Below are 23,694 nucleotides of genomic sequence, written 5' to 3' on the forward strand. Positions count from 1 at the left end.
CGTCAGATGGAGAAAAAGCCCACGGCATGCGAGAGCTCGGTCCAGTGCGCGGCACTGCCCAGGCGGCAGCCGTTGTCGCGGTCGGCCAGCTCGCGGGCGAACTGGAGGTCGGTGGGGTACTGGGCGTGGATGCGGTAGAGCGGTTCGCCGGCCTTCACCGTGTCGCCCAGCTTCTTGAGCAGGTCCAGGCCCGCACCGGGCACCTGGGGCGCGCCGGCCAGACGGGCGATGCGGGCAATCCGCAGGTTGTCCAGGGACAGCACGACGCCGTCCTGCGCCGCACAGATCTCGGCGCTGAGGGCGCCCAGCGGCGGTGGCTCGGCGCGGCGGCCCTGGGCGTCGATGATGGCCTCCATCTGGGCCAGGGCCCGGCCGGACTCGAGGATGTCCCGGGCGATCTGGTAGCCCTGGCCACCGCGCACATCGGGATCGAACTCGATCATGCGACCGGCCAGGCGCAGTGCCTTCTGGCGCAGGTCATGCGGTGCGTCGGGGTCGCCGCGCAGCACCTGCATCACGTCGCGCGCCTCCAGCACCGGGCCGATGCCGCGGCCGATGGGCTGGCGGCCGTCGCTGATCACCACGTCCAGCTCCAGGCGCAGATGGCTGGCGACGAACTCGAAGAGCTTCTTGAGCCGGTGGGCCTCGGCCATGGAGCGCACCTTGGCGCTGTCCCCGACCGGGATGTCCAGCACCAGGTGCGTGGAGCCCGCGGCGATCTTCTTGGACAGGATGGACGCGACCATCTGCCCCGGGGAGTCGATGGACAGGGGCCGCTCGACGCTGATGAGGATGTCATCCGCCGGCGAGAGGTCCGCCGTGCCGCCCCAGGCCAGGCAGGCATGGGTGTCCCGCACGATGCTGACCATGCGGTCGAAGGGCAGCTCCACATTGGCCAGCACCTCCATGGTGTCGGCCGTGCCGGCGGGCGAGGTGATGGCGCGCGAGCTGGTCTTGGGGCACAGCATGCCGTGCGCCGCGACGATGGGCACCACCAGCATCGAGGTGCGGTTGCCGGGAATGCCACCGATGCAGTGCTTGTCCACCACCGGCCCCGAGCCCACCTGGGCGCGCCAGTCCAGGCGCCGGCCCACGGCGATCATGGCCTCGGTGAGGTGCAGCACCTCCTCGCGGTCCAGCTCGACCTGGTTGGTGGCGACCACGAAGGCCGCCAGCTCGATCTTGGAATAGCGGGCCTCGGCGATGTCGCGGATGATGCCCATCAGGTCCTCGCGCCCCAGTCGGTCGCCATTGATCTTGCGGTGCAGCGCGGCAATGGAATGCGGCGGCTCGGCATGCGCGATGCTGGCCTGGTGGCCCTCGGCCACGCCCAGGCGCGTGAAGGCCTCCTCGCTGACGCCCAGCTCGCAGCTGCTCACGATGCGCTCGTCGTCGACCACGTTCAGCACGGCCTGGATGGTGCAGCCATTGGCATGGATCTCGACCTTGGACAGCGCCTGGAAGCCCGCCGCGCGGACCACGGGGCAGTCCCGGTGCAGGTAGGCGACGTTCTCGCGCCAGGTGTCGATGCCGACACGGCGGATCTGGAGTTGGGAGGCTTGGGCGCTCATGCCCGGATGGTAGTCCCGCGCGCGCTCAGGAGAGCTTGGCGGCGATCATTTCGCGCAGATGCTCCGCCAGCAGCCGGCGGTCGGCATGGGCGGTGGCGTGGGCGGGCAGGATCTGCAGCTCGATGGCCAGGCCGCGCGCGGTGACCACGCGCCAGATGCTCTGCAGCAAGGTCGTGTCGCCGATGAACTGGGCGCTGCGGCTGAAACGCTGCCCCGGCTCCTGCCAGCGCAGCACCAGGGGCTGGACCGGCAGCTCGGTGGCAATGGCGGCCTGCAGCAGGTTGCCGTGGAAAGGCAGCAGCTCGGGGCCGGGGCCGGTCGTGCCCTCGGGGAAGAAGGCAATGGTGTCGCCCGCGCGCAGGGCCTCGGCGCACTGGTGCACCACGCGCAGGGCATCGCGCTTGGAAGCGCGCTCGATGTAGAGCGAGCCCACGGCCGTCACCAGGGTGCCGATCAGGGGCCAGTGCCTGACGTCGGCCTTGGAGACGAAGCGGGCCTCGGGCATCACGGCGTGCACGGCCGCGATGTCCAGCCAGGACACGTGGTTGGCCACCAGCAGCTTGGCGCCCGGGCGCGCCTGCCCCTGGCTGCCCAGCGTGATGCCCAGCAGGCGCAGCATCTTGCCCGACCACCAGCGCACGCGCGCCTGGCGCTGCTGCGGCGTGTAGGCGCCGAAGCGCAGCTTCACCAGCGCCAGGCCGTGCAGCACGTGCAGCGTCAGCCGCAGCAGACGCCAGATCCCGATCAGGCCTCGCATGCGCGCGTACCGGGCCTCAGCGGCCTTCGTAGGCCAGGGTGCCGGCCACGACGGTGGCCTTCACGCGGCCGGGCAGCTCGAAGCCGCTGACCTCGAAGGCGAAGGGCGTGTGCGTGCCCTGGCTCAGCAGCTGAGCCGGCTCCACGGCCCAGCGGGCGCCGGCATCGAAGAGGCAGAGATCGGCCACGCCGCCCTCCACCAGGCGGCCTGCGCTGGCCGACAGCGAGCCCAGGGCATTGCCCAGCACCCGCACCGGCTCGCTGCTGACCACGGCCAGCGCGCGGGCCAGGGGCAGGCCCTCGTCCTCGGCCCACTTGAGGGCCACGCTCAGCAGCAGCTCCAGCCCGGTGGCGCCGGGGGTGGCCTCGGCGAAGGGCACGTTCTTCTCGTCGGCGCTGACGGGCATGTGGTCCGACACCAGCGCGTCGATCGTGCCCTCGGCCAGCGCGGTGCGCAGGGCGTCGCGGTCACGGCCCTGGCGCAGCGGCGGCGTCAGGCGCATGGCGGTGTTGAAGTAGCCGATGTCGACGTCGGTCAGGCACAGGGAGTTGATGGACACGTCCGCCGTCACCGGCAGGCCTTCCTGCTTCGCGGCGCGCAGCAGCGCCACGCCCGCCGCGCTGGACAGGCGGCACAGGTGCACGCGGGCGCCGGTGGCGCGCATCAGCTCGAAGATGGTGTGCAGGGCGATGGTCTCGGCCGTCACCGGCAGGCCGGAGAGGCCCAGGCGCGTGGCCACGGCGCCGCTGGCGGCCACGCCGCCCGAGAGCCAGGGGTCCAGGGGATGCAGCCACACGGTGTAGTCGTAGGTGGCCGCGTACTGCAGGGCGCGCTGCAGGAACTGCGTGTTGCGGATGGGCACCTCGGCCTGCGAGAAGCCCACGCAGCCGGCCTCGGTGAGCTCGGCCATCTCGGTCAGCTGCTCGCCCTTGAGGCCGCGGGTCAGCGCGCCCAGGGGGAAGAGCCGGCACATGCTGAGCTTGCGGGCGCGGAACTTGAGCATCTCGACGAGGCCGGGCTCGTCCAGCGTTGGATCGGTGTCCGGCGGGCAGACGAGGCTGGTGATGCCGCCCGCGGCGGCCGCGGCCAGCTCGGTCTCCAGCATGCCTTCGTGCTCATGGCCGGGCTCGCGCAGGCGGGCGCAGAGGTCCACCAGGCCGGGGGCCACCACGAGGCCGGTGGCGTCGATCACGCGCTGCGCGTCGAAGTCCGGGGGCACCTCGCCCAGCGCCACGATGCGGCCGGCAGCAATGGCCAGGTCGCCCACACGGTCCAGGCCCGAGGCCGCATCCACCAGGCGGCCGTTCTTGATCAGGATCTTCACTTGCTGTTCTCCGCTCAGTTGCCGGCCAGGATGCTCATCACGGCCATGCGCACCGCGATGCCGAAGGTCACCTGGGGCAGGATCACGCTCTGCTGGCCGTCGGCCACCTCGGAGGCGATCTCCACGCCGCGGTTGATGGGGCCCGGGTGCATGACGATGGCATCGGGCTTGGCCAGCTGCAGCTTCTCGGGCGTGAGGCCGAAGCTCTTGAAGAACTCGCCGGTGCTGGGCAGCATGGCGCCGTTCATGCGCTCGTTCTGCAGGCGCAGCATGATGATGACGTCGGCGTCCTTGATGCCGGACTCCAGGTCGTGGCACACGCGCACGCCCATCTCGCGCAGGTCCCCCGGCACCAGGGTCTTGGGGCCCACGGCGCGGATCTCGGGCACGCCGAGGATGTTCAGCGCATGGATGTCGGAGCGGGCCACGCGCGAGTGCACGATGTCCCCGACGATGGCCACCGTCAGGTTGCGGAAGTCCTTCTTGTAGTGACGGATGGTGTACATGTCCAGCAGGCCCTGCGTGGGGTGGGCATGCCGGCCGTCACCGGCGTTGACCACGTGCACGTGCGGCGCGCAGTGCTGGGCGATCAGGTAGGGCGCGCCGCTCTCGCTGTGGCGCACCACGAACATGTCGGCGTGCATGGCCGAGAGGTTGGCCACGGTGTCCAGCAGGGTCTCGCCCTTGGCGGTGGAGCTGCGGGCGATGTCGAGGTTGATCACGTCCGCCGAGAGCCGCTTGGCGGCGATCTCGAAGGTGGTGCGGGTGCGGGTGCTGTTCTCGAAGAAGAGGTTGAACACCGACTTGCCGCGCAGCAGGGGCACCTTCTTGACCTCGCGGTCATTGACCGACAGGAAGGTGCCGGCGGTGTCCAGGATCTGGTGGATGACGGCCTGGGGCAGGCCCTCGATGGAGAGCAGGTGCACCAGCTCGCCGTGCGTGTTCAGCTGGGGATTGCGCTTGGACAGCATGGGGCTCAGGCTCCTTTGACATCAAAGCTGAAGCGGCCGCCTTCGTCCTTGGCCAGGCGCAGGCGCTGGGCAGGGGCGAGGTTGACGCGGGCTGCCGAGAAGACCGGCTCGATGGGGAGCTCGCGGCCGCCGCGGTCCACCAGCACGGCCAGCTGCACGCTGGCGGGGCGGCCGAAGTCGAAGAGCTCGTTGATCACGGCGCGCACGGTGCGGCCGGTGTAGAGCACGTCATCGACCAGCACGATGTGGCGGCCGTTGACCTCGAAGGGCAGGCGGGTGTGGTCGCTGCTGGCACTCATGCCCTTGGAGCCGAAGTCGTCGCGGTGCAGGGAGCTGGAGATCACGCCGTGCGCGTCCAGGGCCAGGTCCGCGGCCAGGCGCTCGACCAGCCAGGCCCCGCCGGACCAGATGCCCACCAGGGCGATCCCGCCTTGTGGGCGGGTGGCCAGCAGCCGCTGCACGCCCTGGCGCAGATCGGCGTACAGGGCCTCGGCATCGAGGAGTAAGGTGCTCATGAATGCTCTCGGAAGTACTGTTCAAGAATGAGGGCGGCCGAGGTGGAGTCCACATCGCGGGCGCCCAGGCTCTCGGCCTCGACGCTGGTGTAGCGCTCGTCCACCTCGTAGACGCGCAATCGGAATCGGCCCTTGAGCTGGCGCCCGAAACGCCGCGCGGCCTGGGTCATCTCGTGCTCGGCGCCGTCCGGATGGAAGGGCACGCCGATCACCAGCGCGTCCGGCTGCCAGTCCCGGATCAGCCGGGCGATGGCCTCGAAGCGGGCCTCGCCGCTGACGGTGATGGCGCGCAGGGGTTCGGCCTGCTTGAGCATCACATGGCCCTTGGCGACGCCGATGCGGCGGGTGCCGAAGTCAAAGGCCAGCAGGGAGGCCGGCGGGGGAAGTTCGGAAAAAGCTGCAGTGGAGGCGCTGGGCGCGGGGGAGGCGTTCGAGGAGGTGGAGCGGTCGGCGCTCATGCGTGCCCCGCCTCCGTGCTCAGCATGCGCGGGTCGATGCCCAACAGGCCCAGGGCCCGCTCGTAGCGCTGCTCGACGGGGGTCTCGAAGATGATCTCCGGCGTGGCGTCCACGGTGAGCCAGCCGTTGCGGCCGATCTCTTCCTCCAGCTGGCCGGCGGCCCAGCCGCTGTAGCCCAGGGTCACGAGGAGCTTGCGCGGGCCGGCGCCGTGGCTGAGGGCCTCCAGCACGTCGCGGCTGGTGGTCATCTCCAGGCCGCCGGGGATGGCCAGGGTGGCGTTGTAGTGGCCGCCCTGCTCGTCCAGGCGCTCGTGCAGCACGAAGCCGCGCTCGGTCTGCACCGGGCCGCCGTAGAACACGGGGCGGGCGGCCAGGTCTTCATCGGGCAGGGCCAGCTCGACCTTCTCGAAGAGATGGCCCACGGTCAGGGAGATGGGCTTGTTGATCACCAGGCCCAGCGCGCCCTTCTCGTTGTGCTCGCACATGTAGACCACGGAGCCCGCGAAGGCATCGTCGGCCATGCCGGGCATGGCGATGAGGAACTGGTTGGTCAGGTCGATGCGGTCCTTGGACATGGGGGCATTTTAAGGGCTGGCTGTTCGGCCGCCTTCTGATCGCGGACACTCCGGGCCCATGCGACACGACAAATCCCTGGTCTGGTTCCGTCGCGACCTGCGCGCCGAGGACCACGCCGCCCTCTACCACGCCCTGAAGTACAGCCGCCAGGTGGTCTGTGTCTTCGTGCTGGACACCGAGATCCTGGACGCCCTGCCCCGCCGCGACCGCCGCGTGGCCTTCATCCTGCAGTCCCTGGAAGCCCTGGACCATGCGCTGGCCGCCCTGCAGCCGGGCGCCGGCCTGGTGGTGCGCCATGGCATCGCACGCGACGAGATCCCGCGCCTCGCCGCCGAGCTGGGGGTGGACGCCGTCTACTGCAACCATGACGACGAGCCCGCCGCCCTGGCCCGTGACGCCCAGGTCAGCCAGGCCCTGGCCCGGCAGCGCCGAGCGTTCCTGAGCTTCAAGGACCACGTCATCTTCGAGCGCAGCGAGGTGCTGACCGGCCAGGGCAAGCCTTATGGCGTGTTCACGCCCTACAAGAACGCCTGGCTGCGGCAGCTCACGCCCTTCTTCCTCTCCAGCTATCCGGTCCACCGCTACGCCGCAGCCCTGGCGCCCTGCCCGGCGCGCGGCGTGCCCGGCCTGGCCAGCATCGGCTTCGAACCCCTGGAGCTGCCGCCCCTGCTCAGCGGCGGCAGTGCGCGCGCCGAGGCCCTGTTTCAGGACTTCCTGGGCCGCATGGACCGCTACGACCGGCAGCGCGACTTCCCCGCCTTCAAGGGCCCAAGCTACCTCAGCGTGCACCTGCGCTTCGGCACGGTCTCCATCCGCCACCTGGCCCGCGAGGCCTGGACACGGGCGCAGGCGGGCGATGCGGGCGCGGGCGTGTGGCTCTCCGAGCTGATCTGGCGGGACTTCTACCACCAGGTGCTGCACCACCATCCCCAGGTCGTGACGCAGGCCTTCCGACCCGAGTACGACCGCATCGAATGGGCCAGCGGCCCGGAGGCCGAGGCGCACTTCGCGGCCTGGTGCGAAGGTCGGACGGGCTACCCGCTGGTCGACGCCGCCATGCGCCAGCTCAACGAGACGGGCTACATGCACAACCGCCTGCGCATGGTCACGGCCAGCTTCCTCGTGAAGGATCTGGGCATCGACTGGCGCCGCGGCGAGGCCTACTTCGCCCGGCAGCTGCTGGACTTCGACCTTGCCGCCAACAACGGCGGCTGGCAGTGGGCAGCCTCCAGCGGCTGCGATGCCCAGCCCTACTTCCGCATCTTCAACCCGGTCAGCCAGAGCGAGAAGTTCGACCCCGAGGCCCGCTTCATCGAACGCTATGTGCCCGAGCTGGCCGCCCTGCCCCCGGCGCTGCGCCATGCCCCCTGGGAGGCGCCGCCCCTGGCCCTGCAGGCCGCGGGCGTGGTGCTGGGGCGCGACTACCCGGCGCCCGTCGTGCGCCATGACGAAGCCCGCGCCACGACCCTGGCGCGCTACGCCGTGGTCAAGTCGCGGGCGCTGCCGGACGCCTGAGCGGCCTCAGGGCGGCGAGGCGGGCTGGAAGCGGTTCAGCAGCGCGGCATGGCGCTGCGGCCAGGCCTGCAGCTCACGGGCGTCCCCCTCCAGCACCTCGCGCACGAAGGCCAGGGTCAGCTCGCGCGTGGCCGCCTTGACCCGCGGGTTGAGCTCGACGCCGCCCGTGCCGCTGCGGTCGGTGAAGATGCTGTGCGAGCCCCCCTTGAAGACGGCCAGGGCCTTGGACGGCCCGCCGGTGGCCTCGAAGACCTGCAGGCGGTCGCTGGCGGGCGAGTAGTAGCCGGGGATGCGGATGACATCCTCGGTGGCCGTGACATGCAGCGTGGGAACGCGCACGCCGGCCAGGATGCGCTGCGGGTCGGGCTCGCCATAGAAGGGCGGCGCCGAGATCACGATGGCGGCGCGCAGCCGCGGCTCCGCCAGGTCCACCGCCTGGCCCTGGCGCTGCACCTGCGCGCCGGCCAGCAGCAAGGTGGTGTTGGCACCGTAGGAATGACCGGCGGCGATGATGGCGTCCCGGCGGATCAGTGCACCGTGGTCGCCGGCCAGGACCTGGTCCAGCGCGAAGCGGACGTCCCGCACCCGGTTCAGCGCCTCGTCTTCCTGGGCCGCGCCCTGCAGGCGCCCGACCAGCTGCAGCGGATTGCCCGACCACAGGCTGCGGTCCGAGCCCACATGCTGCACGTGCAGGGCGGCGATGCCCTGCGAGGCCCAGAAGGCGCCCAGATAGCTGTAGCCCCGGCGCGAGCCGCCGATGCCATGCGAGAAGACCACCAGCGGGACGGGCGCCCCCGCCGAGGCGGACTCCGGCCAGTAGAGCCGCACGGGCACGGCGCGGCCGCGGCTGGCGTCCGTCCAGTCGAAGTCCAGGGTCTGGACACCCGGCAGCGCGGCGACATCCGCCCGCCCCAGGCCCACCGCCGAAGCGCCGGCGGCCTGCGCCTCGGCCGCCGCCGGATGGCGTGATTCCGGATGCCAGGCCTGCGCGCCCCAGGCGCCCAGCAGGGCCGCCACGACCGACACGCCAACCAGCAGCCGCCGAATTCCCGGTTTCAAAGCCCGCACGCTCATGCTCCAACTCCCTGCCGCGGCAGCCCAGACACCGGCCACCCAACGGTCCGCCAGCTTGACAGCGGGGGCGCCGCAGCGCCGAAGGTCATGGGGCTTGCAGCGGCTCGCGGCGTGGAATCAGGCCGAGTTCAGGCGGCATCCATGGCCTGCAGGCGTGCTTGGGGGGACGTCAGCCCGCCTTGAGGAGGCCGGCCGGAAAGGATGTCGCACAGAGGCCCGGGAGGCCTTCCTGCAGGCTCAGAACAGCTCGATGTCGCTGTGCTGTTCCTGTTCCTTCATCTCGCCCACCCGGACCAGCTCCGCATGGCTGTGGACCTGGTTGCGGCCGTGAGACTTGGCGTGATAGACGGCCTTGTCGGCCCGCTCGAAGGCGCTGGCGGGGGTGTCGCCGCCACGGACTTCGGTGAAGCCGACGCTGACGGTGATGTGACCGATCTGCGGGAAGCCGTAGGCCTCGGTGTTGTGGCGCAGGCGCTCGAAGGCGTGGGCCGCATCCTGCTCGTCGGCGCAGCGCATCAGCACCACGAACTCCTCGCCGCCGAAGCGGTAGAGCAGGTCATTGAAACGGAAGCTGTTGCGCATGAGGCGAGACAGCAGCAGCAGGACTTCATCGCCGATCAGGTGGCCGAAGCGGTCGTTGACCTGCTTGAAGTGGTCGATGTCGATGACGCCCAGCCACCAGTGCGGATGGGCGGGCTCATGGCGACGGCCATCCTCGGCCTGCACGCTGCTGGGACTCAGGGGCAGCTCGCTGACGGCCTTCAGGAAGCTCTCGTCGAAGGTCTTGCGGTTGAGCAGGCCGGTGAGGGTGTCGCGCTCGCTGTAGTCCAGCAGGCCCTGGAAGTTGTGATAGATGCGCAGGATGCTGCCCACCGTGCGCTGCTCCGACGGCGTCAGCAGCTCCAGGGAACGCACCTCCAGCACGCCGATGACCTCGCGGTCGGTCTGCAGCGGGAAGAGCGTCTCGTGGTGGCCGTCCTCCAGCTCGCTCTGCAGGATGGTGCGGCTGTCCAGGCACAGATGGCGCTGCGGGAAGGCCTCCAGCAGGGGCAGGCGGCCGGGCTCGGTCCAGAGGGAATCGGCGGTGGCCACGGCGTCGTCGGCGGCCAGGCGGGCCCGGGTCAGCCAGCGCTGCTGGCCGGGCTCGCCCACACAGCGGTAGATGGCCACGGAGACCGGCTCCAGCAGGTCGCGCAGGGCCGAGACCAGGGTGACGTCCATGACGTCCCGGTCCCGGAACCCGGTCAACTCTGCCAGATGCTCAACGACTTCGGACATGACGGCCTGTCAGGACGCTCCGGGCCCGGAGGCCTTCAGGAAACGAGGAACTTGAGGTCAAGGGCAGCCTGGCATCAGGCGGCCGCATTTTCCTCGGCAGTGTAGCGAGCAATGAGGCTCAGCAGCAGGTCCTCGTCATAGGGCTTGCCCAGATAGTCGTCGACTCCCAATTCGTGCGCATAGTCGCGATGCTTCTGCGCAATCCGCGAGGTGATCATGATCACCGGCAAGGCCTTGAGGCGCGGATCGGCGCGAAGATTGCGGACCAGGTCGAAGCCGTCCATGCGCGGCATCTCGATGTCGGAGAGCACCACGCCGGGCAGTTCGTCCGCGGCCAGCTGCTCCATGGCATCCAGGCCGTCCTTGGCCAGCTTGACGCGATAGCCTTCCCGCTCCAGCAGACGCTGGGTGACGCGGCGCACGGTCAGGGAGTCGTCGACCACCAGCACCAGCGGCGGCAGCTTCTCCTCGACCACCACCGAGGCCTGGGCCGCCAGGGCGGCAGCATCCGCGCGGACCAGGGCCTGCGCATGCTCGCCGTAGACGTTGGCCAGGGCCACCGGGTTGTAGATCAGGGCCACGTCGCCCGAGGCCAGCAGGCTGATGCCGGCCAGACCCGGCACGTGGATCAGCTGCGGGCCGAGGTTCTTGACCACGACTTCCTGGTTGCCGATCACTTCGTCCACGTGCAGCGCGACGCGCTGGTGGGCGCTGCGCACCAGCACCACCGAGGCGGTGCGGCCATGGATGTGCCCGCGCTCGCCGGCCTGCAGCAGGCCGCCCAGCCAGTACATGGGCACGGTCATCTCGCCCAGGCGCAGCTCGCCGTCTTCGTAGCCCTTCTCGACCTGGGGCGGCGGCAGGCGCAGCACGGAGTCGATCAGGTTGGCCGGCACGGCCACGATCAGCTCGCCGCAACGCAGCTGCACGACCTGGGTCAGCGCGGTGGTCAGAGGCACGCGCAGCGCAAAGCTGGTGCCCATGCCTTCGCGGCTCTGGGTCTCGACATAGCCGCCCAGGGTGTTGACCTCGGATCGGACCACGTCCATGCCCACGCCACGGCCGGCCAGCTCGGTGACCTCGTGGGCGGTGGAGAAGCCGGGGGCGAAGATCAGGCCCATCAGCTGCTCGTCGGTGAGCTGGGCGTCCGGCTTGATCAGGCCCTGGCTCACGCCGCGCTCGCGGATGCGGGGCAGGTTGAGGCCGGCGCCGTCGTCGGTGAAGCGCAGCACGACCTCGTTGCCTTCCTGGGCCAGCATCACATGGATGTGGCCAACGGCGGGCTTGCCGGCGGCCTCGCGCTTCTCGGGCGACTCGATGCCGTGGATCACGCTGTTGCGCAGCAGATGCTCGAAGGCGCCGATCAGGCGCTCCAGCACGGAACGGTCCAGTTCCACATGGCCGCCGGAGATCTCCAGCTGCACCTGCTTGCCCACCTCGCGGGAGGCCTGGCGCACCACGCGGTGCATACGCTCCGCGAGGGACTCGAACTCCACCATCCGGGTGCGCAGCAGGTCGTCCTGCAGCTCGCGGGTCAGTCGCGACTGGCCGGCCAGTTCATCTTCACCCAGCTGCACATTGCGCAGCAGGCTTCGCTGCACCGTGGCCACGTCGTTCACCGACTCGGCCATCATGCGGGTCAGTTCCTGGAAGCGGGTGTAGCGGTCGAATTCCAGCGGGTCGAAGTCACGGCCCAGCTGCTTGGCCACCTCGCGGCTGGAGCCCATCTGGGCTTCGGCCTGCACTTCCAGCTCGCGGAGCTGGGCGCGCAGACGCTCCAGGTTGTCCTCCAGGTCGACCAGGGCGGTCTTCATCGCACCGAGTTCGCCTTCCAGGCGGGCGCGGCGGATCGAGACTTCACCGGCCTGCGTGGCCATGCGCTCCAGCACCGGGCCGCGCACGCGCACCACGGACTGGGCCTGGGACAGCATGGCGCTGTCGGATTCCAGTTCCTTGCCGGCGGCGAACTGCGCCCACTCGATGGGCTTGCTGACCACCGGCGCGGGGGCCGGCGCTGCCACCACCGGCGGCAGCTCGCCAAAGGCGGAGAGCAGCTCCTCGGACAGGGGCTCGACCGCGGGCAGCGCTTCGGCGGCGGCCTCGGGCAGCAGGGTGTCGGCGGCGGGAACCGGCTCGCTCGGCAGGGCAGGCTCGGCCAGTTCCGGCGCCAGGGCGTCGACGGCCAGGGCATCGGCCGGGGCCTGGTCTGGGCTTTCGGCGGGGGCCGGGCTGCCGAGGACAGTCTCGGCAAGCGGAACCTCGACCGCTTCGACCACTTCGACGGACTCGCTGGGGCTCTGCACCTCGGGCACGGGCACCGGGGGAACAGGCGCCGCGGGCACGGCCGGGGCAGCGGCCATCACGGGAGCGGGAGCCGGCATCGGGGCCGCGCCACCGCCCTTGAGGCGTTCACGCAGGCGCTCGAAGGCGGCTTCCAGGCCGTCGGCATCGTCCTGCAGGGCCATCACGCTGCCGGCATCGAGGCCGGCATCGGCGAGAACGCGTTCGATGGACGATTCCAGCTGGTGGGCCAGCTCGCCCAGTTGCATGGCACCCGCCAGGCGTGCACCACCCTTGAAGGTGTGCAGATGACGCATGCAGGCCGCGGCACGGCTGGGGTCGCCCGGGGCGGCCTGCCATTCGCGCATGGCGGCATGCAGGCTGCGCAGCAGATCGTCGGCCTCTTCCTCGAAGATGGGGAAGAGCTCGTCGTCGATGTGATCGACCTCGCCCACCGGGAATTCCTCGGCGGCAGGTGCGGCGGCAGGTGCGGGAGCCGGGGCCGCGGGCAGCTCGGCGGGCAGTTCGTCCAGGGCCGGCAGCGCCTCGGCCGACAGCTCGGCCGCATCGGCCTGCAGCTCTTCGGTCGAGACCATGGCGGCGAGCTGGTCATAGTCGCTGTCCGTGGCGTCGGCCAGCGGATCGCGGCGGTCCAGGGGCTCGTAGGCCTGCAGGGCCTCGATCAGGCCCGGCTCCACCGGCTTCAGGAAACCGGCGGCGAACTGGTGCAGCAGGCGGCGGATGTCCTCGGCGGCGCGCACAAAGGTCTCGGCGTCCGTCTCGGTGTAGCGGCCAGCCAGGGCGGCGCGCTCCAGCGCATGTTCCAGGGCACGGGCCAGGTCCGAGAGTTCCTCGTAGCCGACCGTGGCCGCATTGCCGGCCAGCTTGTGGGCCAGGGCTTCGCAGGCGGCCGGCACGGTGTCGCTCAGCTGCAGCGACCACTCCGACAACTCGGTGCCCAGGCGGCGCGAGAGCTCGTCCGCCTCGTTCAGGAAGATGTTGAACAGGCTGATGCTGATGCGCAGCGGACCAATGACCTTGACGCTTTCGTCGTCGCTCTGCGCGTCACCGGCCTCCTCGGCCGCAAGGTCCTCGGCGGCCAGGGACTGGCCCTGGTCGCTGACCAGGGTGAGCTGGGGCGTGGCCGGCAGCTCCTCGGGAATTTCCACAGGCAGCTCGACCGGCAGCTCGGGCGGCAACTCGACCGGCAGCTCAGGTGGCAGCTCAGGCGGCAACTCGACCGGCAGCTCGTCAGGCAGTTCGACGGGCACCTCAAGCGGCGAGGCCTCCGGCACTTCCGGAGCGGCCAGCGCCACCGCCTCGCCCGCATCGAGCAGAGCGGGCATTTCCAGCACTTCGATGTCGGGCGTGGGCAGGGCGGCGTCCTCGGCCGCCTGCAGAGGCTCGGCAGCCAGCTCGGTGGCTTCGGCCAGGGGCAGCTCGAAGGCCGGCAGGGCTTCGTCGCTGAAGGCCTGAGGCTCGACCACCGGCAGGGCCAGCGTGGGCGTTTCGTCGGGGCTGAGGGTCTGCAGCTCGGGCTCGGGCTCGGGCAGGGCCACTTCGCCCAGGTCTTCCATCAGCGCCAGGTCCAGCGAGGGCTCGACCGCAGCGGCCGGCTCCAGGGTGTCCAGCGGCACTTCCAGATCCAGGTGCAGCAGGGGCTCGTCCAGGCCAGTGGCCGAAGGCAGGTCCTCGGTACCCAGGCGCAGGGTGCTGTCGACCTCGTCTTCGGGCGCGGCTTCCGTGCTGAACTCGGCGGAAGGCAGATCCAGGTTCAGGGCCAGAGGCTCCAGGGCCTCGGGGGGCGTGGGCAGGGCCGCCTCGAGCGGCATGGGCTCGGTGGCCAGGGGCTCGGGTTCGGCGGGACCGGAGGTGTCCGGCAGGGCCGCATCCAGCGACAGCTCGGGCACGGCACCGGGCAGGGCCTCCTCGCTGAGCACCGGCATCTCGATGACCTCGCCCAGCTCGGGCAGCGCATCCAGCGACAGGGCCTCGCCCAGCTCGGGCAGCTCCATCGGCACTTCCATCGCCTCGGGCAGCTCCAGCGGCTCGGCCGCGGGCAGGTCCAGGGACAGCGCGGGCGCGGCTTCCAGCGGCGCGGCCATCTCCAGCGGGGCTTCGGCAGCCGGCTCGACGGCATCCAGCGACAGCTCCGGCAGCAGCTCGGGCTCCGGCACCAGCTCGGGGTTGACCTCGGTCACCTCGAAGGCCGGCGGCAGCTCGGCGGGCACCACCAGCTCGGGCTCGGGAGCCTCGGCACTGGCGCTGCTGATCGGCAGGAACTCGCCGCGCAGGCGCAGGGAATCGGCACTCAGGCGCAGCGGCGCAGCGCTGTGGCGGCCGAAGCGCTGGTCGGCGATGTCGGACACCCAGGCGTCGAAGTAGTCCAGGGCCTGGTGGGTGAACTCCAGCAGCGCACGGTCGGCACCGGCCTGCTCGGACAGGCGGGCGTTGTAGAGCTGCTCGCAGGCCCAGCCGGCTTCGCCGAACTCGTTCAGCCCGACCATGCGCGAGCTGCCCTTGAGCGTATGGAAGGCACGGCGCACCGTGGTCATGTGCTCGAGGTTCTGGCTCTGCTCGCCCAGGGCCTGCAGGGCCTCGCGGGCGGTCTGGCAGACTTCCTCGGCCTCGGCCAGGAAGATCTCCAGCATTTCCTGGTCCAGGGCGGCCGGGTCTTCGGGAATGGGGGCGCTCACCGGCGGCAGCTCGGGCACGACAGGCGTGCGGGCAGCCACCAGCTCGTTGAGGGACTGCGCCGCCTGGGCACGGGCCTCCCCGGCCTCGACCGGCGCCTCGGCACCACCGGAGGCCTCGGGGCGGGCGGCGTCCAGCATCTGCTTGGCGGACTGCGCGGCTTCGGCCACGGAGACCTCGTCGGCGGCGCGGGCCTGCAGGGCGATGCGTTCCAGGCTGCGGGCCAGGTCCTCGGCCGGGATCTCACCAGCCGCGACGGCCGCGGCGGCAGCCTGGACCTGGCTCAGCAGGTCGGCGGAATTCGGCACCGAGACCGGCGCCGCCTTCTGGCGACGGACCTCGGAGTTCAGGCTGCCCGTGGCCTCGTCGAAATGGAACATGCGCTTGGCCAGCTGCGGCTGGACGCTGAGCATGTCGATGAGGAAGCCCAGGGCACCCAGATTGTTGGCCAGGCGATCGAAGATTTCCTGCGGGCCCGGCAGGGTGGGATCGACCTCGGTGTTGGCGAGGGAGTCGATCTCGTCACGCATGCGCACGCAGGCCAGCGCGGCCTGGTCCATGCCCAGCACGCTCAGCACGCCACGCATGCTCTGCAGCTGGTTGGGCACGGGGATCAGCACCTCGCGCTTGGCGGGGTCGCGGAAGTATTCGTCGATCTGGCGCTCGATCTCGGTCAGGCTGGCGCGCAGCTCATGGACCACGCTGCCCAGGGTCTGCCGATCGGAGACCCGGCGGTAGAGGTCCTCCATCCAGGCCTCGAGCTCTTCGGGCGCCTCGCCACGGGCCACCGCGGAAATGCGGCGGGCCAGCACGCGCACGCGCTCGGCCTGCTCGGGCTGATCGAAGGCGGCGTCTTCCAGCGCGGCTTCGATGTAGAGGATGGCGGTGGCCACTTCCATGGCCAGATGGGGTGCCGGCGGCTGGTTCGAGCGCAGGGTGGCCACGACGGCACGCTGCAGCACCTCGCCCAGCACGGCGCCTTCGGGGAAGAGCTGGGCCAGGGATTCGGACAGTGCCGTGAACTGCTCGCTGAGGCTGCCCAGGCGGTGCGATTCGCCCTCGGCGGCCGCGGACCAGCCCTCCTTGGCGGCATGCACGCGGCGCTTGGCCTGCGCCACCCAGTTCGGGTCGATGCGGCCGAGGCTCTGGTCCTCGTAGTCGCCCGAGGCTGCGGACTCCAGGTGATAGGCCGCACGCACCGCGTGCAGGCGCGGCGCCTGGCTGGACTGTGCGGGGTTGCGCGCCTGTGCGCAGAAGAAGAGCAGGTCCTGACCCAGACGGTCGGACACGCTCACCTCGCCGCCGCTGCCGGCGCGCAGCTGGGACAGCAGGCGCGAGCCCAGGCGCTTGGCGTAGTTGTCGGTCTGCAGCAGGCCCTGAGCCTGGGCCTCGAACTGGGCCGAGGCCAGGCGCCACAAGGTGCGGGACTGGAGGTCGGGGGCGGAAGCGCCCAGGCCGGCGCAGAGCTCGCTGAGCAGGCGCGCATGGCTGGGCGCCGGCGCGCGCATCTGCTTGAGCAGGGCGGATTCGAAGACGTTGCGGACGGCATCCGGGCGCAGTCCGGAGACCGGCGGGAAGGTCGAGACCTCGCGCCAGGTCCATTCGTGGTGCCACAGGTCGGCCGGGTGCACACGCTCGGCCTGCGCCAGCTCGGAAAGCTCGCGGTAGGCCGGGAACAGCGCCAGGGTGGACACGGCATTGCCGGCCAGCATGCGGGTGATCAGCGAGAGCAGCGCAAAGTGCGCGCGCTCGAAGGCCTCCACGGCATGGCTGTCCAGGTTCTGGGGGCTGGTGGCCAGATGACGCAGCGCACGCTCGCTGGCACCCAGCAGCTTGGCACCGGCCGGCAGACCGACCACGGACACCACACCCACCAGCTGATGCAGCTGGGCGGCCGTGGCCTCGATCAGCTGGTGCGGGCCCTGGGGCTCGCCACCCAGCATCAGGGTGCTGCGGCTTTCGTTGTCACGCAGCACACGACGCAGGGTCTTGTGCACGGACTCCAGGGAGCGGCGCAATTCCTCCTGCACCCAGGCCAGGGGGCTGAGGTCCGCGGGGAACTCCGAATCGCGCGGGAAATCCATGCCGGGTCTTGCCTTCTAGATCTGTTGTTTTGCTGAGGGCTGCAGGGCGATCACTCGACCTTGAATCGCGACACCGACTGCTTCAGGGCCTCGGCGGAACGCGACAGCTCGTGCACCATCTGGGCGGTGGAGCGCGTGCCCTCACCCGTCTGCTCGGTCACGGCAAAGATGTGCTGGATGTTGGAAGCCACGTCGTTGGCAGAGCGGGCTTCGTTCACGGCGGATTCGGAAATGCGGCCGATCAGTTCGTCCAGGCGGCGGGACACCTCGTTGATCTCCTCCAGCGCGTGGCCGGCGGCATCGGACAGCTTGGTACCCTGCACCACCCCCAGCGTGGAGCGCTCCATGGCGGCCACGGCATCCTGGGTGTCGGTCTGAATGGTCTTCACCAGGGCGGCAATCCGGCGGGTTGCATCGCCGGAGCGTTCTGCCAGGCGCTGCACTTCTTCCGCCACCACCGAGAAGCCACGGCCCGCTTCACCGGCCGACGCGGCCTGGATGGCGGCGTTCAGTGCCAGCACGTTGGTCTGCTCGGTAATGTCCGAGATCAGTTCGGTAATTTCGCCAATCTCCTGCGAGGACTCGCCCAGTCGCTTGATGCGCTTGGAGGTTTCCTGGATGTGCTCGCGGATCTGGTTCATACCGCCGATGTTGTTCTCCATGGCCTGCTTGCCCTGCTCGGCCGCTTCACGCGACTGGCGGGCCACCTCGGCGGTGGTCTGGGCCTGGGCGGACACCTGGTTGATGCGCTCGGCCATCTGCAGCACGGCCTCGCCGGTGGCGCGGATCTCGTGCAGCTGTTCGGTCGAGGCGGCCAGCAGCTCGGTGGAGGTCTGGTCGACCTGGCCGGTGGTTTCCGTCACCCGCGCGGCCGTGGACTGCACCTGGGTCACCAGGTTGCGCAGCTCTTCCACGGTGTAGTTCACCGAGTCGGCGATGGCGCCCGTGATGTCTTCCGTCACCGTGGCCTGTTGGGTCAAGTCACCTTCAGCGACCGACTGCAGTTCGTTCATCAGTCGCAGAATGGCGGCCTGGTTGGCGTCATTGACGCGCTTGGCCTCCTGCTCCTGCTGCTCGGCCAGCTTGCGCTGCTCTTCGGCCATCTCGGTACGGTGGGCCTGTTCAGCCACGTACAGGCGCAGGAAGCCCACGGCGCCGGCCACCAGAGCCACCAGGGAGCCGACCATCAGCAGCAGCAGCAGCGGGTTCGTGCCGCCCGAGGCTTCCAGCTGCTGACCGGCTTGGTCGAGGCCCTTTCGCAGCGGTTCGCTGTCAGCCAGGATGGCGGCCTGGGCCTCACGGGCCGAGGCCAGGCCCGGCATGTTGCTCAGAATGGCGGAGGCCTGTCCACGGGTCTCCTCGAACTGCTTGAGCAGCGCGGCGAGGCGCTCGCGCATCTGCGCGTTGCCCACGGCCTTGAGGCCCAGCTCCGAGTTGCCCTTGAGCAGGGCCTCGTTGATCTCGCGGAAGGTATTCAGGTCCTTGCCCAGCAGGAACACGGCCTCGGCGTTCACGCCTTCCTGCGTCAGGAATTCATTGGCGCTCTTGCCGATGCGCTGGGTCAGCATGACCATCTGGCCCACGGCGGCGATTTCCACCGCCGAGCTGTTCTGCTGCAGGGCCAGGGAGGACACAGCCTCGGCGCTTTCCAGCAGGTCGGAGGACTGGCGGTTAATCGTGCGCAGTGCGGCGCCGACCTGCGTCAGGATCTTTTCCTGGCCCAGCACCAGCTTGGCGTTCTTCTCGGCCGCGGCGATCTTGGGGGCCAGGTTCTCCAGGGTCTGCAGGGCATCGCCCGAGGCCTTGGCCAGTTCACCCTCGCCGGTGCGCAGATTGTTGGCAATGCCGCTCAGCACCGAGGAGCTCTCGCGCAGTTCGGCGAAGGCCTGGGTGTTGCCCATGGTGGCGGTCGACACGGCCTTCGCGAGACGCTGCGACTGCATCATGGCCTGACCGGAGGCCCGCACCTGGGCGGCGGTCCGGCTGCTGTTCCAGATGTTGAGGCCCACGGTGGCCGCGGTGCCGACCAGGCCCACCGCCACCAGGGCGGTCAGGGTGCGCTGGCGCCTGACGCGGTCCGCAGCGGCGGCGGCGGCCACGGCCGTCAGTGCGGCGGCGGGGTCGGCAGCCTGCGTGTTGCCGAAGGTGGTGGTCTGGCCGAAGGTGGTGCTGCTCGCGCCCTCGGCGTACTCATGGGCCGGCGCGGCCTGCTCGGCCGTCGGCATGGCCTCGGAAATGATGGACACATCGGCCGGATGCGCATCGACCTGGACGGTCTCGGCACCCTCCTGAGAGGAAGGCTGTGCCTCGTGGTTGGCGTCGTGGAGCCCTTCGGGTGCGTGCTCACCCTCTTGCTTGCCCATGCTCTTGATCTTGTCCAGGAAGCTCATCTGACCCTCTGACGTCTGTTGGATAGCGTGAAAGACGCGCGGCCGTCTCGCGTTCGGCCGGCGCTGCAGGTTTAGGCGACGATGCGCAGGAATTGTTCGTGCTTGGCCAAGGCTTCGAGATCGAGCACCTGCCAGCTGCGGCCTTGCTCATCCTTCAGGCGCGCACCGGCGAAGCGGGGCCGCGCGCCCGTCTCGACCGCATCGGGATCGGGACTCAGCTGCTCATCCGAACGCAGGCCCAGCAGGCGGTCCACCAGCAGGGCACAGTTGATGTTCAGATCGGAATTGATCGCCACGAAGCGGGACTGGCTGGCGTCCAGGCGGGTCCCGGGCTCGCGGGCCCCGAGGAAGGCGGCCAGGTCCACCACGGTGTGCAAGCCGCCGCGCAGATTGGCCACGCCCAGCATCCAGGGCTGGGCATAGGGCACGGTCTTGAGCGGCACGGGCGAGAAGATCTCGGCCGCCTGCTTCAGCGAGAACAGCATGGCATGCCCGGCCACCTCGACGGCGAGCCAGCTGGCGCTGCGGGTCTGTTCCCGCGCCGCCTGCATCCGCTGCGCCAGGCGCTGCTGCAGTTCACGCAGGGCTTGCTTGTTGGCCATGGTGTATCAGCCCTTGGCGCCTTCCAGCGCCTTGATCTTGGCGATCAGCTCATCGGACTTGACGGGCTTGACCACATAGTCGGATGCGCCCTGGCGCATGCCCCAGACCTTGTCGGTTTCCTGGTTCTTGCTGGTGCACATGATCACCGGCACGTGGGCGAAGCGGGGGTCGCGGGTGATGGCGCGGGTCAGCTGGAAGCCGTTCTGGCCGGGCATGACGACGTCCATCAGGATGAGGTCCGGCACTTCCTCGCCCAGGCGCTTCATCGCTTCCTCGCCGTTCTCGGCGGTGCGCACGGCGTAGCCGCGCTTGGTCAGCAGCTCGCTCAGGTGGTGGAGTTCGGTCTTGGAATCGTCGACCAGCAGAATTTTTTGGATAGTCATGGAAGCTCCTTGCTGGATCAGGGGGGTGTCGCAGCAGCGTGTGGGGTCGGCCCGCCAGCTCAGGGCTGCGAACGATGCTGTTGCACCGCCTGCAGCAGTTGGTCCTTGGTGAAGGGTTTGGTCAGGTAGTCCTGCGAGCCCACCATGCGACCGCGCGCCTTGTCGAACAGGCCGTCCTTGGAGGACAGCATGATCACCGGCACATGGGCGAACTGCGGATTGCGCTTGATGATGGCGCAGGTCTGATAGCCGTCAAGCCGCGGCATCAAGATATCGCAGAACACCAGGTCGGGCTGATAGTCGCTGAGCTTGGACAGGGCGTCGAAGCCGTCCTCTGCCAGCACGACCTCGTGACCGCCCTGCTTGAGAAAGATCTCGGCACTGCGACGGATGGTGTTGCTGTCATCAATGACGAGCACCTTGGTCGCGGCCATCTTGCCTTCTTGCGCTTTCCCGTCCAACCCAGCTACTCCTTCAGCGGTGGGGAACACGCTTGCAGCGTGCCTTGGTCTTGTGTGTCTTGTCAGCCCGTCAGATGCGGACCATTTCGAAATCTTCCTTGCGAGCACCGCACTCGGGACAGGTCCAGTTCATGTCCACGTCGGCCCAGGCAGTGCCAGGGGCAATGCCATGCTCGGGGTCACCAGCGGCTTCGTCGTACATCCAGCCGCAGATCAGGCACATCCAGGTACTTGCTTCGCTCACGATACAGTTCTTTGCTCACTACAATGCGACGAAAGATTGTAGCCACGCCCCTCAGACGTTCTCGCGGAGCATATAGGCACAGATGCAACAGGAAACTCGGGGCTTATCCCCACTTAGATGGGCGAGCCCAGAGAATTCCGAGCACTATTACCCACACTGCTGCCCATGCCGCCCGCCGGACCGTGCCGGAGTACGGTCCAGATCGCGGTCCACAGCACGGTTCACCACAGGCTCAGCCTGGCCCACGCTCCACCATGAACAGCCCTGACACCCCCCTCCCCCCGGACGCCAGCGCGGCTGAAGAAGAAGCCCAGGCCCCGGCCTGCGTGATGAGCTTCAACGCCAGCGAACCCACCGGTGCCACCGGCATCGCCGGCGACATCGCCACCATCGCCGCCATGGGCGCCCATGCCCTGCCCGTCGTCACCGCCATCGTGCTGCGGGACACCGCCGAGATCTTCGAGCACCAGACCCTGGACAGCGACCTGCTCGTCGAGCAGGCCCGCTCGGTGCTGGAGGACGTCCCCGTCGCCGCCTGGAAGGTCGGCTTCCTGGGCAGCGCCGAGGGCGTCAGCGCCGTCGCCGAGGTGCTGTCCGACTACCCCGACGTGCCGCTGGTGTCCTACATGCCCGCCATCAGCTGGCTGGACGAGGAACAGCAGCAGAGCTACTGGGACAGCTTCCGCGAGCTGATCCTGCCCCAGACCCAGATCCTGGTGGGCAACCACAAGACCCTCACCGATTTCCTGCTGCCCGACTGGGACGCAAGCCGCCCGGCCTCGCCGCGCGAGCTGGCCGTGGCCGCCGCCGAACATGGCGCCCAGCATGTGCTGGTGACCGGCATCGCCCTGCCCAACCAGTTCGTCGACAACGTGCTGGCCAGCCCGCAGGGCCCCATCACCGGCGAGAAGTTCGAGCGCTTCGAGGTGAGCTTCATCGGTGCCGGCGAGACGCTGTCGGCCTCGCTGGCTGCCCTGCTCTCCGTGGGCGCCGAGATCCATGCCGCCGTCGGCGAGGCCCTGGCCTTCCTGGACCAGAGCCTGGACGCCGGCTTCCGCCCCGGCATGGGCAATGTGGTCCCGGACCGCTTCTTCTGGGCCCTGCCGCCCGGCGAGGAAGGTGAAGCCGGTGCCCCCGCCGAGCACGAGCACGGCCACGACCTGATGATGGACGAACCCGCCAAGGGCCCGCGCCGCATCCACTGACCCCTCTTCGACCCGATTCCATGAGCCAGAACCAGACCCTGTTCGAGCGCGCCCAGCGCGTGATCCCGGGGGGCGTGAACTCGCCCGTCCGTGCCTTCCGCGCCGTCGGAGGCACGCCCCGCTTCATCACCCGCGGCAGCGGCGCCTACATCTTCGATGCCGATGCAAATCGTTACATTGATTACATCGGCTCCTGGGGCCCGATGATTCTGGGTCACGGCCATCCGGCCGTGCTGGAGGCGGTGCAGAAGGCGGCACTGGATGGCTTCTCCTTCGGCGCGCCCACCGAGCGCGAGATCGAGCTGGCCGAGGAAATCCTCAAGCTGGTGCCCTCCATGGAGCAGGTCCGCCTGGTGAGTTCGGGCACCGAGGCCACCATGAGCGCCATCCGCCTGGCGCGCGGCGCCACCGGCCGCAGCAAGTTCATCAAGTTCGAAGGCTGCTACCACGGCCACACCGACAGCCTGCTGGTCAAGGCCGGCTCGGGCCTGGCCACCTTCGGCAATCCCACCAGCGCCGGCGTGCCGGCCGAGGTCGCCCAGCACACCGTCGTGCTGGAGTACAACAACCTCGCCCAGCTGGAAGAGGCCTTCTCGCTCTATGGCCACGAGCTGGCCTGCGTGATCATCGAGCCCATCGCGGGCAACATGAACTTCGTGCGCGCCGCCCTGCCCTTCGTCAAGCGCCTGCGCGAGCTGTGCACCCAGCACGGCGCCCTGCTGGTCTTCGACGAAGTCATGACCGGCTTCCGCGTGGGCCTGCACAGCGCCCAGGGCCATTACGCCAGCCTGCTGCCGGGCTTCAAGCCGGACATCAGCACCTTCGGCAAGGTCATCGGTGGCGGCATGCCCCTGGCGGCCTTCGGCGCCAGCCGCGACATCATGAAGCACCTCGCTCCGCTGGGCGGCGTCTACCAGGCCGGCACGCTGTCGGGCAACCCGGTGGCCACCGCCTGCGGCCTGGCCACGCTGCGCGAGATCCAGAAGCCCGGCTTCTTCGACCGCCTGGGCGAACGCACCCGCCAGCTGGTCGACGGGCTCAAGGCCGTGGCTGCCGAGAACGGCGTGCCCTTCAGCGCGGACTGCCAGGGCGGCATGTTCGGCTTCTTCCTGCTGCCCGAGCTGCCGCAGAACTACAAGACCGTCATGACCACCGACGGCGCCCGCTTCAACGCCTTCTTCCACGGCATGCTGGACCGCGGCGTCTACCTGGCCCCGGCCCTGTACGAAGCCGGCTTCGTCTCGGCCGAGCATACCGAGGCCGACATCGCCGCCACCCTGGAAGCGGCGCGCCAGGCCCTGCGCTGACATC

Annotated in this window: 18 protein-coding genes; 3 read left to right on the forward strand and 15 right to left on the reverse strand. The window is 69.7% G+C overall.

Going from position 1 to position 23,694, the window contains the following annotated elements; translation table 11 throughout:
- Positions 1–2: 2 nt before the first annotated feature.
- The 7 genes from O9Y01_RS11195 to O9Y01_RS11225 are packed head-to-tail and all read right to left on the reverse strand — an operon-like array spanning position 3 to position 6,171.
- The gene (locus O9Y01_RS11195; RefSeq protein ID WP_269631670.1) at positions 3–1,571 is read right to left on the reverse strand and encodes a thymidine phosphorylase family protein; all 1,569 of its coding nucleotides are present in this window, start codon (positions 1,569–1,571) and stop codon (positions 3–5) included.
- A gap of 25 nt (positions 1,572–1,596) precedes the next feature.
- Positions 1,597–2,328 (reverse strand): lysophospholipid acyltransferase family protein, encoded by a 732-nt coding sequence (locus O9Y01_RS11200; protein ID WP_269631671.1) that lies wholly within the window; start codon positions 2,326–2,328, stop codon positions 1,597–1,599.
- Positions 2,329–2,344: 16 nt separating this feature from the next.
- Positions 2,345–3,652 (reverse strand): dihydroorotase, encoded by a 1,308-nt coding sequence (locus O9Y01_RS11205; protein ID WP_269631672.1) that lies wholly within the window; start codon positions 3,650–3,652, stop codon positions 2,345–2,347.
- Positions 3,653–3,666: 14 nt separating this feature from the next.
- Positions 3,667–4,623 carry an aspartate carbamoyltransferase catalytic subunit gene (locus O9Y01_RS11210; protein WP_269631673.1) on the reverse strand — a complete coding sequence of 319 codons (957 nt, stop codon included), beginning with the start codon at positions 4,621–4,623 and terminating at the stop codon, positions 3,667–3,669.
- 5 nt (positions 4,624–4,628) lie between these two features.
- Positions 4,629–5,138, reverse strand: coding sequence for a bifunctional pyr operon transcriptional regulator/uracil phosphoribosyltransferase PyrR (gene pyrR / locus O9Y01_RS11215; RefSeq protein ID WP_269631674.1), 510 nt, complete (start codon positions 5,136–5,138; stop codon positions 4,629–4,631).
- Entirely contained in the window at positions 5,135–5,596 is a 462-nt protein-coding gene (gene ruvX / locus O9Y01_RS11220) for a Holliday junction resolvase RuvX (RefSeq protein WP_269631675.1), read from the reverse strand. Before ruvX ends, pyrR begins: the two co-directional genes overlap by 4 nt.
- Entirely contained in the window at positions 5,593–6,171 is a 579-nt protein-coding gene (locus O9Y01_RS11225) for a YqgE/AlgH family protein (protein WP_269631676.1), read from the reverse strand. Before O9Y01_RS11225 ends, ruvX begins: the two co-directional genes overlap by 4 nt.
- Before the next feature lie 58 nt (positions 6,172–6,229).
- Here O9Y01_RS11225 and O9Y01_RS11230 point away from each other — a divergent pair, with 58 nt between their 5' ends.
- Positions 6,230–7,687 (forward strand): cryptochrome/photolyase family protein, encoded by a 1,458-nt coding sequence (locus O9Y01_RS11230; protein WP_269631677.1) that lies wholly within the window; start codon positions 6,230–6,232, stop codon positions 7,685–7,687.
- Positions 7,688–7,693: 6 nt separating this feature from the next.
- On the opposite strand, the gene O9Y01_RS11235 is transcribed toward O9Y01_RS11230, so the two are convergent.
- From O9Y01_RS11235 to O9Y01_RS11270, 8 genes are all read right to left on the reverse strand, one after another.
- A complete protein-coding gene (locus tag O9Y01_RS11235) occupies positions 7,694–8,746 on the reverse strand; it encodes an alpha/beta hydrolase family protein (protein WP_269631678.1) in 1,053 nt (350 codons plus the stop codon).
- A 252-nt stretch (positions 8,747–8,998) separates the two neighbouring features.
- On the reverse strand, positions 8,999–10,039 hold the full coding sequence (locus tag O9Y01_RS11240; RefSeq protein ID WP_269631679.1) for a GGDEF domain-containing protein: 1,041 nt from the start codon (positions 10,037–10,039) through the stop codon (positions 8,999–9,001).
- 74 nt (positions 10,040–10,113) lie between these two features.
- Positions 10,114–17,097, reverse strand: coding sequence for an Hpt domain-containing protein (locus tag O9Y01_RS11245; protein ID WP_269631680.1), 6,984 nt, complete (start codon positions 17,095–17,097; stop codon positions 10,114–10,116).
- A gap of 50 nt (positions 17,098–17,147) precedes the next feature.
- Complete coding sequence (locus O9Y01_RS11250) at positions 17,148–19,487, reverse strand: methyl-accepting chemotaxis protein (RefSeq protein ID WP_269631681.1); 2,340 nt, start codon at positions 19,485–19,487, stop codon at positions 17,148–17,150.
- A gap of 71 nt (positions 19,488–19,558) precedes the next feature.
- Positions 19,559–20,089 (reverse strand): chemotaxis protein CheW, encoded by a 531-nt coding sequence (locus O9Y01_RS11255; RefSeq protein WP_269631682.1) that lies wholly within the window; start codon positions 20,087–20,089, stop codon positions 19,559–19,561.
- A gap of 6 nt (positions 20,090–20,095) precedes the next feature.
- On the reverse strand, positions 20,096–20,473 hold the full coding sequence (locus tag O9Y01_RS11260) for a response regulator (protein ID WP_269631683.1): 378 nt from the start codon (positions 20,471–20,473) through the stop codon (positions 20,096–20,098).
- Between the two features lie 59 nt (positions 20,474–20,532).
- On the reverse strand, positions 20,533–20,907 hold the full coding sequence (locus O9Y01_RS11265) for a response regulator (RefSeq protein ID WP_183105328.1): 375 nt from the start codon (positions 20,905–20,907) through the stop codon (positions 20,533–20,535).
- 97 nt (positions 20,908–21,004) lie between these two features.
- Positions 21,005–21,157: a rubredoxin gene (locus O9Y01_RS11270; protein ID WP_183105391.1), complete on the reverse strand. Its 153-nt coding sequence runs from the start codon at positions 21,155–21,157 to the stop codon at positions 21,005–21,007.
- A 275-nt stretch (positions 21,158–21,432) separates the two neighbouring features.
- On the opposite strand from O9Y01_RS11270, the gene thiD reads away from it, so the two are divergent.
- Positions 21,433–22,383 carry a bifunctional hydroxymethylpyrimidine kinase/phosphomethylpyrimidine kinase gene (gene thiD / locus O9Y01_RS11275; RefSeq protein ID WP_269631684.1) on the forward strand — a complete coding sequence of 317 codons (951 nt, stop codon included), beginning with the start codon at positions 21,433–21,435 and terminating at the stop codon, positions 22,381–22,383.
- Positions 22,384–22,403: 20 nt separating this feature from the next.
- On the forward strand, positions 22,404–23,690 hold the full coding sequence (gene hemL / locus O9Y01_RS11280; protein ID WP_269631685.1) for a glutamate-1-semialdehyde 2,1-aminomutase: 1,287 nt from the start codon (positions 22,404–22,406) through the stop codon (positions 23,688–23,690).
- Positions 23,691–23,694: the final 4 nt, after the last annotated feature.

It is taken from the genome of Pelomonas sp. BJYL3, assembly GCF_027257975.1.
In the GTDB taxonomy this organism is placed as follows: domain Bacteria; phylum Pseudomonadota; class Gammaproteobacteria; order Burkholderiales; family Burkholderiaceae_C; genus Roseateles_B; species Roseateles_B flavus.